At 62.9% G+C, this 11,378-nt stretch carries 23 protein-coding genes; 15 read left to right on the top strand and 8 right to left on the bottom strand.

Annotation, left to right across the window (positions count from 1 at the left end):
- The first annotated feature begins 233 nt into the window (after positions 1-233).
- Positions 234-593 (top strand): hypothetical protein, encoded by a 360-nt coding sequence (locus HMPREF9697_RS19960; protein ID WP_002719081.1) that lies wholly within the window; start codon positions 234-236, stop codon positions 591-593.
- Here HMPREF9697_RS19960 and HMPREF9697_RS21150 read toward each other — a convergent pair.
- From HMPREF9697_RS21150 to HMPREF9697_RS19935, 8 genes are all read right to left on the bottom strand, one after another.
- The gene (locus HMPREF9697_RS21150) at positions 584-811 is read right to left on the bottom strand and encodes a hypothetical protein (RefSeq protein ID WP_002719080.1); all 228 of its coding nucleotides are present in this window, start codon (positions 809-811) and stop codon (positions 584-586) included. The genes HMPREF9697_RS19960 and HMPREF9697_RS21150 overlap by 10 nt on opposite strands.
- The gene (locus HMPREF9697_RS19955; RefSeq protein WP_002719079.1) at positions 808-2,118 is read right to left on the bottom strand and encodes a site-specific integrase; all 1,311 of its coding nucleotides are present in this window, start codon (positions 2,116-2,118) and stop codon (positions 808-810) included. Before HMPREF9697_RS19955 ends, HMPREF9697_RS21150 begins: the two co-directional genes overlap by 4 nt.
- Before the next feature lie 63 nt (positions 2,119-2,181).
- Positions 2,182-2,466 (bottom strand): hypothetical protein, encoded by a 285-nt coding sequence (locus HMPREF9697_RS19950; protein ID WP_002719078.1) that lies wholly within the window; start codon positions 2,464-2,466, stop codon positions 2,182-2,184.
- Entirely contained in the window at positions 2,463-2,672 is a 210-nt protein-coding gene (locus tag HMPREF9697_RS21145) for a hypothetical protein (RefSeq protein ID WP_147293872.1), read from the bottom strand. The genes HMPREF9697_RS19950 and HMPREF9697_RS21145 overlap by 4 nt, the downstream gene beginning before the upstream one ends.
- Complete coding sequence (locus HMPREF9697_RS19945; RefSeq protein ID WP_002719077.1) at positions 2,669-2,983, bottom strand: hypothetical protein; 315 nt, start codon at positions 2,981-2,983, stop codon at positions 2,669-2,671. Before HMPREF9697_RS19945 ends, HMPREF9697_RS21145 begins: the two co-directional genes overlap by 4 nt.
- Positions 2,980-3,138 (bottom strand): hypothetical protein, encoded by a 159-nt coding sequence (locus HMPREF9697_RS21140; RefSeq protein WP_002719076.1) that lies wholly within the window; start codon positions 3,136-3,138, stop codon positions 2,980-2,982. The genes HMPREF9697_RS19945 and HMPREF9697_RS21140 overlap by 4 nt, the downstream gene beginning before the upstream one ends.
- Positions 3,138-3,326, bottom strand: coding sequence for a hypothetical protein (locus tag HMPREF9697_RS19940; protein WP_002719075.1), 189 nt, complete (start codon positions 3,324-3,326; stop codon positions 3,138-3,140). Before HMPREF9697_RS19940 ends, HMPREF9697_RS21140 begins: the two co-directional genes overlap by 1 nt.
- Positions 3,327-3,425: 99 nt before the next feature.
- The gene (locus HMPREF9697_RS19935) at positions 3,426-4,079 is read right to left on the bottom strand and encodes a LexA family protein (protein WP_002719074.1); all 654 of its coding nucleotides are present in this window, start codon (positions 4,077-4,079) and stop codon (positions 3,426-3,428) included.
- 145 nt (positions 4,080-4,224) lie between these two features.
- Here HMPREF9697_RS19935 and HMPREF9697_RS19930 point away from each other — a divergent pair, with 145 nt between their 5' ends.
- From HMPREF9697_RS19930 to HMPREF9697_RS19880, 14 genes are all read left to right on the top strand, one after another.
- Positions 4,225-4,512, top strand: coding sequence for a hypothetical protein (locus HMPREF9697_RS19930; protein WP_002719073.1), 288 nt, complete (start codon positions 4,225-4,227; stop codon positions 4,510-4,512).
- Positions 4,512-4,643, top strand: coding sequence for a hypothetical protein (locus tag HMPREF9697_RS21680; RefSeq protein WP_002719072.1), 132 nt, complete (start codon positions 4,512-4,514; stop codon positions 4,641-4,643). The genes HMPREF9697_RS19930 and HMPREF9697_RS21680 overlap by 1 nt, the downstream gene beginning before the upstream one ends.
- Positions 4,640-4,966, top strand: coding sequence for a hypothetical protein (locus HMPREF9697_RS19925; protein ID WP_002719071.1), 327 nt, complete (start codon positions 4,640-4,642; stop codon positions 4,964-4,966). Before HMPREF9697_RS21680 ends, HMPREF9697_RS19925 begins: the two co-directional genes overlap by 4 nt.
- Positions 4,963-5,289, top strand: coding sequence for a hypothetical protein (locus tag HMPREF9697_RS19920; RefSeq protein WP_002719070.1), 327 nt, complete (start codon positions 4,963-4,965; stop codon positions 5,287-5,289). The genes HMPREF9697_RS19925 and HMPREF9697_RS19920 overlap by 4 nt, the downstream gene beginning before the upstream one ends.
- Positions 5,286-5,531 carry a hypothetical protein gene (locus HMPREF9697_RS19915; RefSeq protein ID WP_002719069.1) on the top strand — a complete coding sequence of 82 codons (246 nt, stop codon included), beginning with the start codon at positions 5,286-5,288 and terminating at the stop codon, positions 5,529-5,531. Before HMPREF9697_RS19920 ends, HMPREF9697_RS19915 begins: the two co-directional genes overlap by 4 nt.
- 5 nt (positions 5,532-5,536) lie before the next feature.
- Complete coding sequence (locus tag HMPREF9697_RS19910; RefSeq protein ID WP_002719068.1) at positions 5,537-6,181, top strand: helix-turn-helix domain-containing protein; 645 nt, start codon at positions 5,537-5,539, stop codon at positions 6,179-6,181.
- Positions 6,182-6,183: 2 nt separating this feature from the next.
- Positions 6,184-6,324, top strand: coding sequence for a hypothetical protein (locus tag HMPREF9697_RS21135; RefSeq protein WP_002719067.1), 141 nt, complete (start codon positions 6,184-6,186; stop codon positions 6,322-6,324).
- Positions 6,321-6,746 (top strand): hypothetical protein, encoded by a 426-nt coding sequence (locus tag HMPREF9697_RS19905; protein ID WP_002719066.1) that lies wholly within the window; start codon positions 6,321-6,323, stop codon positions 6,744-6,746. The genes HMPREF9697_RS21135 and HMPREF9697_RS19905 overlap by 4 nt, the downstream gene beginning before the upstream one ends.
- On the top strand, positions 6,743-6,958 hold the full coding sequence (locus HMPREF9697_RS19900; protein ID WP_002719065.1) for a hypothetical protein: 216 nt from the start codon (positions 6,743-6,745) through the stop codon (positions 6,956-6,958). Before HMPREF9697_RS19905 ends, HMPREF9697_RS19900 begins: the two co-directional genes overlap by 4 nt.
- Positions 6,948-8,102, top strand: a complete 1,155-nt coding sequence (locus HMPREF9697_RS19895; RefSeq protein ID WP_002719064.1) for a DUF7146 domain-containing protein — start codon at positions 6,948-6,950, stop codon at positions 8,100-8,102. The genes HMPREF9697_RS19900 and HMPREF9697_RS19895 overlap by 11 nt, the downstream gene beginning before the upstream one ends.
- A complete protein-coding gene (locus HMPREF9697_RS19890; RefSeq protein WP_147296378.1) occupies positions 8,102-8,926 on the top strand; it encodes a hypothetical protein in 825 nt (274 codons plus the stop codon). The genes HMPREF9697_RS19895 and HMPREF9697_RS19890 overlap by 1 nt, the downstream gene beginning before the upstream one ends.
- Positions 8,927-8,946: 20 nt before the next feature.
- Positions 8,947-10,950 carry a hypothetical protein gene (locus HMPREF9697_RS19885; RefSeq protein WP_147293873.1) on the top strand — a complete coding sequence of 668 codons (2,004 nt, stop codon included), beginning with the start codon at positions 8,947-8,949 and terminating at the stop codon, positions 10,948-10,950.
- Positions 10,947-11,111: a hypothetical protein gene (locus HMPREF9697_RS21290; RefSeq protein WP_002719061.1), complete on the top strand. Its 165-nt coding sequence runs from the start codon at positions 10,947-10,949 to the stop codon at positions 11,109-11,111. The genes HMPREF9697_RS19885 and HMPREF9697_RS21290 overlap by 4 nt, the downstream gene beginning before the upstream one ends.
- Positions 11,108-11,378, top strand: a 271-nt coding sequence (locus tag HMPREF9697_RS19880) for an HNH endonuclease (protein ID WP_040308473.1), incomplete at its 3' end; no start/stop codon positions are given. The genes HMPREF9697_RS21290 and HMPREF9697_RS19880, both read left to right, overlap by 4 nt.

The raw sequence follows: 11,378 nt of genomic DNA, 5'->3' as shown, positions 1-11,378 counted from the left end.
CGTCGGTTGTGCGACCGCTAACCCACTGAATTACCTTGAGAGGCCGATAACTCTTAATCAGCGGGTCGTAGGTTCGAGCCCTACATCGCCCACCATCATCTAAGCACTGCGCCGCAGGCACTTCTCACAATCCGGACAGTAGAACAAAGCGCGTCTGTGCGACCGTTATTGGCTGCGCAGGGTCGCACGCGTGCGACCCTTGACCAATGTTCTGATTTCGTTCTCATGCCGGAATGAAAAGAAACTTGCACGGCGTATTCGGTGACAAGCTGCATTGGGTCGAGATCCTGAGTGACGATGGCGCGCACGGGATCATCGTCGGCAAATTCGAGCGATGGCAGCCGGCGGTCGACTATTACGACGATCTCGTCCGCGGCCGGCCGCAGATGCGGGTGGTGATGCGCAAGGTGGCTCACGTCTTTCGCGATTACACGCCGGACCGGCTGCAGTCGCGGCCGCCGGATCCGCCGGCGTTCTCGGTGCTGCCGGATCTCAAGCCGAACGAGTTTGTCTGTCAGAGCTGCGGTGGTGTGGTCGATGTGACCAGCAACGCGACATTCATGGCACATGAGTGCCGCCGCGATCAGGGATAACGCACTTCCAGCACGTCCAAAATTTCGAGATCAGGCACGTTTGGTCCTTCGGGTTTTATCCATGCCTCGCGCTGCGACCTGAAAGTCCTGCCGCTGAAATACGGTTCGCAATTAGCTCCGCACTTGTTCCGATAAACGGCGACATAGGCTCGGTGAGGATCGGCCGTGAAGGGCGGATCTAATAATCGAGCTACGGCCGCGGCTTCGATCGGTGTCATCCTGCCATTCCTTCCTTGCGGACCTGTAGCACCAAGCGATCGATGCCGGTGTCGGCGCGGGCGGCGTTGCGCGCGCGGTAATGCTTCACGATGGTCTGCGCGCTCTTGTAGCTGTGGCCTGTGATATCGCAGATCGTCAGCAGGTCGCAGCCGGCGCGATCAAGCAGCATCACGCAGGTGTCGCGCAGATCCTGATCGTGCATGACGTCCTGTTCGCCGTCGGCGTTGATGAACGTCAGCGCCGGGCAGGGCGCGAGACCGAGCTTCGCATCGCCCTCGATCGCGACGCGCCGCGTCTCGGCCACCCAATGACGATAGGTGCTCTCGTCGTATGGCTTGCCATTGGCTTCGTTGATGACGATCTCGGTCGGCATGTCGCGCAGGCCGAGGTTCAGCTTGAGTTTGGCGACGCGCTTGCGTGCCTGCTCGAGCCGCGCTGTGAGCTGCGGCGCTTCCTTGATGTCGACGAGCTCATTGGTCTTGCTCTGCCGGAATGCGTGACGGCCTTCGACCTCGCTGATGTCTTTCATCACCAGGCGGTCGGTTTGGCGCTGCCCGGTGAACAGCGCGAGATACAGGCTGTCGCCGATCGACGGCTTGCCGATCGCGTCGGCCGCGGCCACCCATGCCTGAAACGCCGGGATCGGCACCAGCACGATGCGGCCGTCCGGACGGTCGAAGATCATGTCGACGCGCGGATTGGATTTCAGGCGCCAGAGCACGCTCTCCATGCCCCATGAGAAGGCGGCCGACAGGGTGGCGATGACGGCGAGTGCCATGTGGTGGCCGCGCGCCTTGACCAGATAATTGTAGAACGCGCGCAGCTCCGGCTTGCCGATCGATGACGGCGTGGCGTCGGCGATTTCCTCGCGCGCGCGCTGCGGCGGCAGCAGGTTCAGTACCTCGGCCGCGCGTTCCTGCTTGCGTCGCGTCGCGGCCTGCTCGCGCGTCTCGGGCTTGTAAAGGATCGCGCTGACGCCCTTGGCGTAGGAGGAGCGCGACGCCGGCCGCAGCTTGGCGAATTCATCGGAAGCCTGCCAGTCGCGCAGCAGATCGGCGACGGTGGCGTGACGCTGTTTCTCCGGCTGCGGCGCTGTGACCTTCTGCCCGCGCGAGGCCTCGACTTCCTTCACGCGCTGGTCAGAGAAGGCGGCGGCTTCCTCCATCGTGAACCACTGGCCGGCCTTCTCGCCGCTGGTGTGCTTGAGATCGTGATCCTTGAAGCCGCGCTCGCGCTGGCGCGGGCCGTGGACGGCGCGCGGGCGCCCGTCACGCCATTTGACGTAAGGAAACTTTGGATCGGCCATTGCTCGAGCTCCGGTGCGGACGGAGAGGGGTTAGGCCAGCCTCGTGGGATCGAGGCCGGAAAGTCAAGATGCGGAGCCGTAGGCGCGCAGAAGCCGTCCACGGTGTTCCTCGTCGGTCATCGGCACCAGCGGGGCGCAGACGTCGTTTGCGGCTGGTGGCGGCCGGTACGGATGGAAGCGCGTCAGCCAGGCATCCATGCCGGTTTTCTCATAGGCGTGACGGCCGCCGGAACAGAGCGGCCTCGGCATGCCGTCGTCGCGCTCGAGGCGTTCGCGGCGGCGATAGAACGTGTCGAGCGAGATCCCGAGCCGGTCGGCGATATCGCGGGAGCGGTAGAGGTTGCTCATGCCGCACCGCCAGTCTTGGCAAGCGACCACTGCGCTTCTTTGTATTTTTCAATGAACTCTGGCTCAAAGCCAGAGCGCCATCCGCACCGGCAAACGAACTGCTCGCCGTTGAATTGCGTTCGAGGCATCATGTGCGAGCAGTCGTTCGACCCGCAGTATGGCGTGTAGCCAAGCCGGGTAAGTAGGTTTTCGCGAACAATGCTCACGACACACCTCCGCCAGTCTTGGCGATGGCGCTGGCTTCGATTTCATGCGTACAGCCAAGGCCGCACCCGCCAGTGCAGTTCGGGTGGGACGGGCATTGCGCGCCGTAGAATGGTCGGGCGCCATTGCTCTTGGTGACGTCGGTCGCGCTGCGATCGGTCCTCAGCAAGTCATGGATTGCGCGCAGCTCGTCGTCGGTTGGCTTTCGGTTGCAAATTAAAAGCAGCGCCTTTTCGTTATCGAACATTCGCCCGACGCCGATTATTTCCAGTTCGCTTGCCGTCCGCGCGCCTGCTGCTGTGGTGCTGCTCATAGCTCGTCCTGCCTTGTGCCAATGTCGTCGGGGTGGATGGGCTCGCCGAGGTTGTGGAAGTGATCGACGTCCCGGTCCGCAAGATGCGCAAGGCCACAGATCAGGACGGCGGCGCCGAGCCCGGCGACTAAAATCCAGGTGAAGATGCCGGACATCACGCGCTCTCCCGCTGGGCCTGTTCGGCCAGGTGCGCCGCGATCTTTTGGTCCTGGCCGCGCCTGCCCGCTGTGCTGAGGCGCGGTGCGTCGACCGTGAAGCCGCCACATGAGCAGCGGGCACGCAGAACGGAGCGCCCGTTGCCGCTGACAATCGTTTTAGTGATGGTGTGAGACTGGGTGGACATAGCCCCTCCTGCAAATCAGTGGGGCGTATGATAACTATCGCATAAAAATGTGCAAGTTATCACATTTCAACGCATATTCTGTTTCACATGAAACGGGGTTTAGGCCGCTTTATTCACAGGACGGAGGCGGTGCGGCAACAGCACGCCGCGGATCTGAACGCTCTTTCCGTTCACGAGCAAAGGTTCCCCGGTATCATGGTCATACGAGGCCGACACAAGCACGCCGAGGTCGCCGCTCTGGCGATAGCGGCGCCAGACCGTGACCGATTTCATCAGCTCGAAATCCACGACCGTCGCGAGCACGGCATCGCCGTCTCGCGGGGTGGCCGACAGATCCACGAGAACGATATCGCCCGGCAGATAGCCAATGGCCTCCAGGGAGTGCGAGCGAAGCCGCCAGGGGTCGCAGTTGTTTCGGCCGGCCGTCAGCGCCCGGATCGCCGTATCGATGTCAGAGCCCGTTTCTGGGGCGTTATAGGGCTCCGCTTCCTCACTGAGCCCGGGTGGCTCGACGCCGCCGCGGACTTCGGCGCCAGCCTCGACCTCCCATGCAGCCGCGATCTGGCTGATGGTCATGGTGGAGAGGGTACCCTTTCCCGCCTTCTTGAAGCGGGTCAGCGTTGACGGGTCGAGCTCGGCTCGCCGCGCTATAGCGGTCGCCGTCTCGCCGGTCGCTTGCTCGAGTTTGTCCAGCCAGTTGAGCTGCGCGTTTCGCAGCGCATCAACCACAAGGCTCTTAGGTCGACGTCCCATGAGGCTCACTGCTCGCGGTGCAATAAATCGCGCCGGAGCGTGAACCTGTGGACGGGCTAAGGCGATGTGAGAATTTTCCACTTGCAAGGACGCCGCAAATCAGATGGACGTGTGATAGTTTTCACATTCACAGGTTAATTATCACATGTCCAGTGCCAAAGAGCTGCTCGATCGGGCGAAGCGTATCGGATTACCGTATGCGCATTTGGCGGCGGAGGCCCATCTTCATCCGCAGACCATCAAAAACCTGTGCCGCGATCGGAAGCGCGGACCCGGAATGACAACGGTACGGGTGGTGGAGCGCATCGTCGAAGGTCGCGAGCTCGACCTGCTCGACGATTTGCTGCCGCGCCACCTGAATTCGCGCCTCGACCACATCGTCGAGCTGCTGCGCTCCAAAGGCTTCGAAGTCGAGCGGAGGGCAGCAGCGTGATGCGCAAGCATTTCCATTTCACGACACCAGAGAGCGGCCAGGATTTTTGCGTCACCGGATCTCTGATCGCCGCGGCGCTGCTTGTCGGCGTCGCGGCAAATCTTCTTCGCATCGTGTGGGTGCTGTCATGAGCGCCTGCGCCATCCCACGCCGCGCGAGCGTCGGCGAATTCTCGCCCGCCGATGCGCCCGATGTGCAGCAGGACAAGATCGTCACGCTCGATCTCGAGGGCTGCAACTTCACCTATTTCAATCTGATTATCGAACAGCGCGACCTTGAGGCCAGCGGCATCGGCCATCGTTTCGAGACGTGGCCGCCCGGCATTCAGGAATGGATGAACAAGGAAGTCGCTGCCTGGCGCGAGCTGCACCCGAATGCGGCCGTCAAGGCGGTGACGACGGGCATCAGTGGCGACACCGCGGTGCTGGCTCTCCATTGGAGGGCGAAGACATGACGCTGTCTGTCGCTCCGCAGGAATTGTTGCGACGGCTGATCCTGATCGGGGAAAGTCTCGTCGAGGATCGCCGGATACAGCTCTCCGATGCCGCGATCCGCGAGTTGCGTGAGCAGGTAGCGATCACGCGCATGCGGCCAAGCGAGGATGCGCCGGTGATCGGTTACGAGGCCGCCAACCTCGTCGAATGTCTCGCAGCCATCGCCTTTGCCCGCTCCGACAAGGATGAAAAAGCTGAGAGCCGCGTGATCGCCTACAGCAATTCGCTGCTCGGCTTCATGCGCGGTGATCTCACCAAGCTCGAAAGGGCATCGCTGCCATGACCGCGGCCGTCATTCACATGCCTGTGGTGCCGCGCCGGTCGCTCGGCGATCCAGCCTGGCGCGAGCAGTACGAGCGCGAATGCGCCGCCAGGGCAGGCGCGATGCTGGCGCCGCCGCCGCGCACGCGGCCGCTGCTCGTCATCCGGAATGCTGTCGTCGATCGGCGCCAGTCGGTGCGCGATCAGTTCAAGGAACATCTGTGTGTGTTGCGTGATGCGTTCGACGAGCTCGACGGGGGCTAGGCAAAATGGCGGCGCAACTGCACATCATCGACGACACAGCCTTGCGCGACGACGTGCGTTTGCGCACACGCCCCTCAGTTCGTCAACCGTGCGAGAGCCCATCCGCATCACCCCTCAGTTCGTCAACCGTTGCTGATGCCGCTGCGCAAATCATCGCGATCAACAAGAAACGCGAGGATCTCGGCATCGGTCATGAAAAATTCGCGCAGAAGGCGGGCATTTCGTTCTGGACATGGCGCGATCTGCGCCGCGGCGCTTTCAGGCCCACGCCTGCGACGCTGAAAAAGCTGCGGGCTGCGCTCGGCGAAGTGCCGGAAGCCAAACCGCCGCAAGTGGTGAAGGGATTTCATCGCCTGGTGATGATCGAGATCGCGCGAACGCAGCAGATCGACATCGAAACGGTGCTGACAACTGATTTCACGGTGCAGCGGCCGCATGCGCCGCAATGGCTTGCTTCGTCACGCGTGCGACTGATGGCGATCTACATAACCGCCGTCGAGCTCGAGGTGGGTAATGCCGACCTTGCCCGCGCACTTGGCGTGTCGCGCGAGGCGGTGCGCAAGGCGCGGATGAAGATCGAGGATCTGCGCGAGGCCGATCATGCCGTGAACGACCTGCTTGATCGGATCGCCGGACAGGTGAGGGGGTAGCCATGTTTCTCGCGGATCTGTGGCGTTACAGCGTTGTCCTCGCCGGCGCAGGCTTATGCCTGTCGATCGAGGCGGATCTGGCCGCCCAGCATAGCGATGCGCTGCTGCAGATGATCGCGGCGCTCGCGCGGGTGCTGACATGATCGAGCGTAGCAAAGGACCGCCAGGCCCAATCTGCGATCTGCAGTATTTCGCCGGCAGGGCCAATGAGCTCCATCTACTTCGCGATCGAGTGGCCGAGCTGGAGGATCTCCTTGGCTTGGGCGATCAGACCCGCTCGAAATTGCGTTTGCTCGGCATGCGTCGCGGGCCGGCTACGTTTGTGAGTGTGCTGTATGCCCGGCAGGGCGTCGCCACCAACGCTCATATCTTCGCGGTGATGTACGGATCATCGCTCGACTGCGATCAGCCTAACGATGCGATCCTCAAAGTATGGGCACACCATGCCCGCAAGGTGCTCGATAATCACGAGATCAAATTCGAAACGGTCTGGCGCGAAGGCTACCGTCTAGATGCGAAGAACAGAGCGAGGCTCAAAACACTTCTAGACGAGGTGCAGCTATGAGCGACGTATCGCTCCGGCTCGATCGCGACGATGCGGCGTGCCTGGCGCCGATCCTGCGCGGCCGCCTCGAGGAGCTCGAGCACGCCGGCCGCCTGCGCGCGCATCTGTTGACGGATTTCGATCAGCGCGCCGATCGCCGCTACGCGAACCGCATCCGCAACTGCCTGTCCGCGATCGAAGAAGCCGTAAGGGTAGGCCGCGATGGCAATTAACCTCCGCACCGCGCAGGGCTGGCAGGATTTGAAGGCGATCCTCGACGATCGGCCGGGCGACGTGCTGCGCATCTGCAAGCTCGATGTTGGTGCCCGCCGCTCGACGGCCGTGATCGACGATCCTCGCGGATCCGGCCACGGCAATTTCGCGATCTGGCAGAAGGCCGATGGTCTGTCGTGGAAGAACTACACCACGGGCGAGTGCGGCCGGTCGCTCGAGCTGATTGCCTATTGCCAGGGCTGGTATCACCTCAATCGGCGCGGCGCGCAGGAGGCCGCAAACTGGGCGATCGATATGCTGGGCCTTGGCCGCATCAGCCAGGCCGAGCTTGATCGCGACCGTGCCAAATCCTTCGCGGTGCAAGCTCGCGCGCGCAACACGCAAGCCGAGGAGCTGCGCCGCAAGCAGGGCCGCGCCTTTTACACGTTCGCAAAGGAGGCTGTGCCGATCATCGGCACCGGCGGTGAGATCTATCTGCGCGAGGCGCGCGGCATCGATTTGCGGAAAGCTCCGTTCCTCGGCCCGCGCAACGGCCTGATCGTGCCGCATGCGCTGCGCTTCAAGGCGAGCCACAAATACATTCATCGCAACAAACGCGGCGACAAGGTCGGCGAGAGCTTTCACCCCGCCATCATCGCGTGCTGCGTCGACGGCGCCATGAAGGTGAAAGCGATCCACCAGACATATCTGCGCGACGATTTTTCCGACAAGGCCGACATTCCGCCCGCGCCCGATGGCTATGAGCAGAAGGCGCGCAAGATCTGGCCGGACAGCCTCGGCCTGGTCATCCCGCTATGGCGCGGCGAGGGGCACTATTCGCCAGCCGATGCGGCACAGCTCGGCCTGGTCGAGACGCTCTCGCTGTCCGAAGGCGTCGAGGACGGACTTTCGGAAGTGCTGGCGGCGCCGCAGCACCGCACCTGGGCGATGCTTTCCCTTTCCAACATGGTGCACGTCGCCGGCCGTCTGCCGGCGTGCTGCGACAGCGTGATCGTGCACCGCCAGAACGATTGGCAAAAGCCCGAGGCGATCGCGCAATTCGATCGCGGCATGGCGGCGATCCGCGCCACGGGCCGCGCGGCCGCCGAAGTCGCGGCGGTGATCGGCAAGGATCTGAACGACACATTGAGGGGAGCAGCATGATGCGTGCAATGCGATGGGGCGACAACGATCGGTATTTTGGACCGTTCACATGGCATCCGGGTGACTGGAAGAAATGGACCGTTCTGTTGTCCTCGAGTGGTGATGGTGAGGGCTCGCCGTGCCACCTCCGCATCAGTGCGTGGAAATATACGCTGATCCTGGCGCTTCCGAACGTGATCCAGCCTTTCAAGGAGAGGATCGTTCCCGGCTGGGATGCGGCGACAGTCGAGCGGCTGGGTCGTGATTTCTATTGGTCATACGACGTCCGCAGCTACGGCTTCACGCTTAGCGATGGTCATCTGGTCGTGCACTTTGGTCGCAATGGCGGCCGGATGATGGATAGCCGGTTGCGGCAGCAATGGAGCTGTTTTCTGCCGTGGACGCAGTGGCGACAGATCGCGCATCGCATCTACAACGCAGATGGTACGCTTGAAGGCGAAGTCGCAAAAATGAAGTGGGATGATCGTTGCGTAGTTATCGATCGCGCGACCAAAGCCCGCTTCTTGATTGAGGACTACGATGGGGAAACGATCGAGGCGACGACGTATGCCGAGGAACGCGAGTGGCGGCTCGGCACCGGATGGTTTCGCTGGATCGGCTTTCTCCTGCCAAAGAAGCGTAGACGCGCACTCAATCTCGAATTCGCCAGAGAAGTCGGGCCCGAAAAAGGATCGTGGAAAGGCGGTCTTATCGGCACCGGCTTCGAAATGCGTGACGACGAAACCCATGAGCATGCCTTCCGACGTTACTGCAGCGAAGATCATCGCTCCAAATCCGGGCTCTATCGGGTGAAGTTTCTCGGAAGCCGAATTTTCGCAACGTAAGGCTCGCCGGCGGCGCCGGCGTGAGCGGGGAAACTGTGGCCGATAACAAGAAAAATACGCGGGGGGCATCTGCCAACGTCGTGCAGATGGACAAGGCGGCGCGCGAGATCGAGCGGCAGCGAAAATTCCGCGCCGATCCGCCGCCGCTGACGCCGCGCGGGCTCAACAAGGTGCTCGCAGGTCAATGGACGCGCGGGCTCGACGGCATGCCGACCGATCAGGGATGCGAATGCCCGGTTGAGCCGATCGGGTTTGAGGGCGGAAATTTCTATTTCATCGACAGCCGCGGGCAATTTCGCAGCATGACGGCCGACAAAGTGAACCAGAGCGGCATTCAGGATCTGTTCGCGGTCGCGCCGAATTATCCGAAATGGATGCACCCGCGCTGGGGTAAGGCAAAATCCGGCGTCGACCCGGAAACGGGCGAGCCATACAAGCCGCCGATCGCGAGCTTTCAGGCTGACGAGATCAAGGAAACGCTGTTCAAGGCCTGCGCCTATCGCGGTTTCTTCTCGCCGGCCGACAAGATGCGCGGCCGTGGCGGATGGACCATGGCCGGGGGACAGTTCGTCTATCATGCCGGTGATCGCCTCTGGATGGCCGACAAGGGCGGCCGCTTCAAGGAGCTGCCGACCGGCGTGCACCAGGGCAAGCTCTATCCGCGCCTGTCGGCGCTGCCGGAGCCATGGACGGAGAAGATCACGCCGGAGGACAACCCCGCGCGCGTGCTGCTCGAGACGTTCCGCAAATGGACCTGGACACGGCCGGAGATCGATCCGCTCCTGCTGCTGGGGTGGATTGGCAACGCCTTTCTCGGCGGCGCGCTAGACTGGCGTTCGGCGGTGCTGCTGCTCGGCGATCGGTCGACCGGCAAGTCGACGCTGCAGAAGGCGCTGCACGCGATTTTCGGCGAGGCACTGTTCAAATCGGCCGACACTACGGCCGCCGGTATCTACCAGGCCATGGGCCACGACGCCCGGCCGGTGGCGCTGGACGAGCTCGAGCCCGACAGCGACCCGCGCAAGCTGCAGAACGTGGTGCACCTGATGCGCACCTCGGCGAGCGGCGACGTCGGCAACCGCGGCGGCCCGACCAAGGGTGAGGCCTCGCAATTCCAGATGTACTCGGCCTTCCTGTTTTCCGCGATCAACAACCCGCTGCACGGCGCGCAGGACATGAGCCGCTGCGCCGTGCTGCGCCTGGGACCGATCAACCTCAACCAGCCGAAGCCGGCCGCGCTGAACGCGGAAACGACCGGGCCGATGGTGCTGGCGCTGATGATGCACGGCTGGGGTGAAGGCGGGCTCGGCTTCAAACAGCAGTTCGATCGGTTCGCCGAGGCGTTGCAAAAGGGCGGCCACGACAAGCGCGGGCAGGATACCTATGGCACGCTGCTGGCCTGCGCGGCCATCCTGCTCGGTGACGATCTCGCGGCCGCCATGGACACGCACCTCGACCCCAACGAGGAGCGCTGGTGGACGGAGAACTTCACCGCCGACAGCCTGCCGGAGGTTGAGGACGCGAAGCCGAACTATCGGCAATGCGTCGACCGGATCCTGACGGCGCCGGTGCGCGCCTGGCGCAATTCCAGCCGCAACACGATCGGCCAGGCGATCGCCGACAGCAGGACAACCGATGACGACGGCCATGCGCGCGAGCCGGACTACACCTATGTGCAGGCGCGCCGCGACATCACGATCGCCGGTTTCGGACTGTTCAACACGCGCGAGATCGTCGCGCCGGTGATGCGCAAGAACAGCATCAAGCTCGCCGAGGCGCTGCAGCAGTTCGGGCTCGAGGACAGCAAGCTGGTGCTGGCGGTGCCGAACCAGTCGGTCAAGGTCGCCGAGCACCTCGAGGGCAGCGACTGGCAGCACGGCGCGTGGAAAGACGCGCTGCGGCAATGCCCGGTGCCCGGCGTGATGATTACGAATTCCGAAATCACGCGACTGACGATCGACGGCACGCAGACGCGCTGCACGCTGATCGTGCTCGATCGCTATCACGAGGCACCGGAGAAATGAGGGATCCGCTGGAGGAATACCTCGTTGAAGTCGTCGAAGCGGCGGAACGCGGGGAGCGGTTGCTGGAGCTTTTCGGCATCATTTTTGTGCTGAATGTCGGCTTCATTTTCCCATGGATGCTCGGCATATGGAGCTGGTTCGCAATGACGGGCCCGCGATGAAAAGCCCTCGCCGCCGACAGCCAGAAACGATCGAGGAGCTGCTCGCGCCCGATCGCGTGTGGGTGACGCCGTGCGGCTGCTGGCTGTGGCTCGGTGGCGACGACGGCTATGGCGATGCGTTCGGCCGCGGCGCTTATGGCCGTATCCTGCGACCAGGCACGCGGCGCGTCATGCCCGTGCATCGCTACGTGTTCGAGAAATTCAAAGGCCCGATACCGCACGGTTACGACGTCGACCACATGTGTGCGCGGTGGAGCTGCGATGTGG

Origin of the sequence: Afipia felis ATCC 53690 (assembly GCF_000314735.2) — a bacterium.
GTDB classification, from domain to species: domain Bacteria; phylum Pseudomonadota; class Alphaproteobacteria; order Rhizobiales; family Xanthobacteraceae; genus Afipia; species Afipia felis.
This window is presented reverse-complemented; position numbering and strand designations above follow the sequence as displayed.

Excerpts from the sequence above, each read along its gene's own strand:
- HMPREF9697_RS21290 (WP_002719061.1), top strand. The coding sequence starts at position 10,947 with ATGAGGGATCCGCTGGAGGAATACCTCGTTGAAGTCGTCGAAGCGGCG.
- HMPREF9697_RS19895 (WP_002719064.1), top strand. The coding sequence starts at position 6,948 with ATGGCAATTAACCTCCGCACCGCGCAGGGCTGGCAGGATTTGAAGGCG.
- HMPREF9697_RS21140 (WP_002719076.1), bottom strand. The coding sequence starts at position 3,138 with ATGTCCGGCATCTTCACCTGGATTTTAGTCGCCGGGCTCGGCGCCGCC.
- HMPREF9697_RS19890 (WP_147296378.1), top strand. The coding sequence starts at position 8,102 with ATGCGTGCAATGCGATGGGGCGACAACGATCGGTATTTTGGACCGTTC.
- HMPREF9697_RS19945 (WP_002719077.1), bottom strand. The coding sequence starts at position 2,983 with ATGAGCAGCACCACAGCAGCAGGCGCGCGGACGGCAAGCGAACTGGAA.
- HMPREF9697_RS19925 (WP_002719071.1), top strand. The coding sequence starts at position 4,640 with ATGAGCGCCTGCGCCATCCCACGCCGCGCGAGCGTCGGCGAATTCTCG.
- HMPREF9697_RS19910 (WP_002719068.1), top strand. The coding sequence starts at position 5,537 with ATGGCGGCGCAACTGCACATCATCGACGACACAGCCTTGCGCGACGAC.
- HMPREF9697_RS21135 (WP_002719067.1), top strand. The coding sequence starts at position 6,184 with ATGTTTCTCGCGGATCTGTGGCGTTACAGCGTTGTCCTCGCCGGCGCA.
- HMPREF9697_RS19960 (WP_002719081.1), top strand. The coding sequence starts at position 234 with ATGAAAAGAAACTTGCACGGCGTATTCGGTGACAAGCTGCATTGGGTC.
- HMPREF9697_RS21150 (WP_002719080.1), bottom strand. The coding sequence starts at position 811 with ATGACACCGATCGAAGCCGCGGCCGTAGCTCGATTATTAGATCCGCCC.
- HMPREF9697_RS19935 (WP_002719074.1), bottom strand. The coding sequence starts at position 4,079 with ATGGGACGTCGACCTAAGAGCCTTGTGGTTGATGCGCTGCGAAACGCG.
- HMPREF9697_RS19930 (WP_002719073.1), top strand. The coding sequence starts at position 4,225 with ATGTCCAGTGCCAAAGAGCTGCTCGATCGGGCGAAGCGTATCGGATTA.
- HMPREF9697_RS19905 (WP_002719066.1), top strand. The coding sequence starts at position 6,321 with ATGATCGAGCGTAGCAAAGGACCGCCAGGCCCAATCTGCGATCTGCAG.
- HMPREF9697_RS19940 (WP_002719075.1), bottom strand. The coding sequence starts at position 3,326 with ATGTCCACCCAGTCTCACACCATCACTAAAACGATTGTCAGCGGCAAC.
- HMPREF9697_RS19950 (WP_002719078.1), bottom strand. The coding sequence starts at position 2,466 with ATGAGCAACCTCTACCGCTCCCGCGATATCGCCGACCGGCTCGGGATC.
- HMPREF9697_RS19920 (WP_002719070.1), top strand. The coding sequence starts at position 4,963 with ATGACGCTGTCTGTCGCTCCGCAGGAATTGTTGCGACGGCTGATCCTG.
- HMPREF9697_RS19955 (WP_002719079.1), bottom strand. The coding sequence starts at position 2,118 with ATGGCCGATCCAAAGTTTCCTTACGTCAAATGGCGTGACGGGCGCCCG.
- HMPREF9697_RS19900 (WP_002719065.1), top strand. The coding sequence starts at position 6,743 with ATGAGCGACGTATCGCTCCGGCTCGATCGCGACGATGCGGCGTGCCTG.
- HMPREF9697_RS19915 (WP_002719069.1), top strand. The coding sequence starts at position 5,286 with ATGACCGCGGCCGTCATTCACATGCCTGTGGTGCCGCGCCGGTCGCTC.
- HMPREF9697_RS21680 (WP_002719072.1), top strand. The coding sequence starts at position 4,512 with ATGCGCAAGCATTTCCATTTCACGACACCAGAGAGCGGCCAGGATTTT.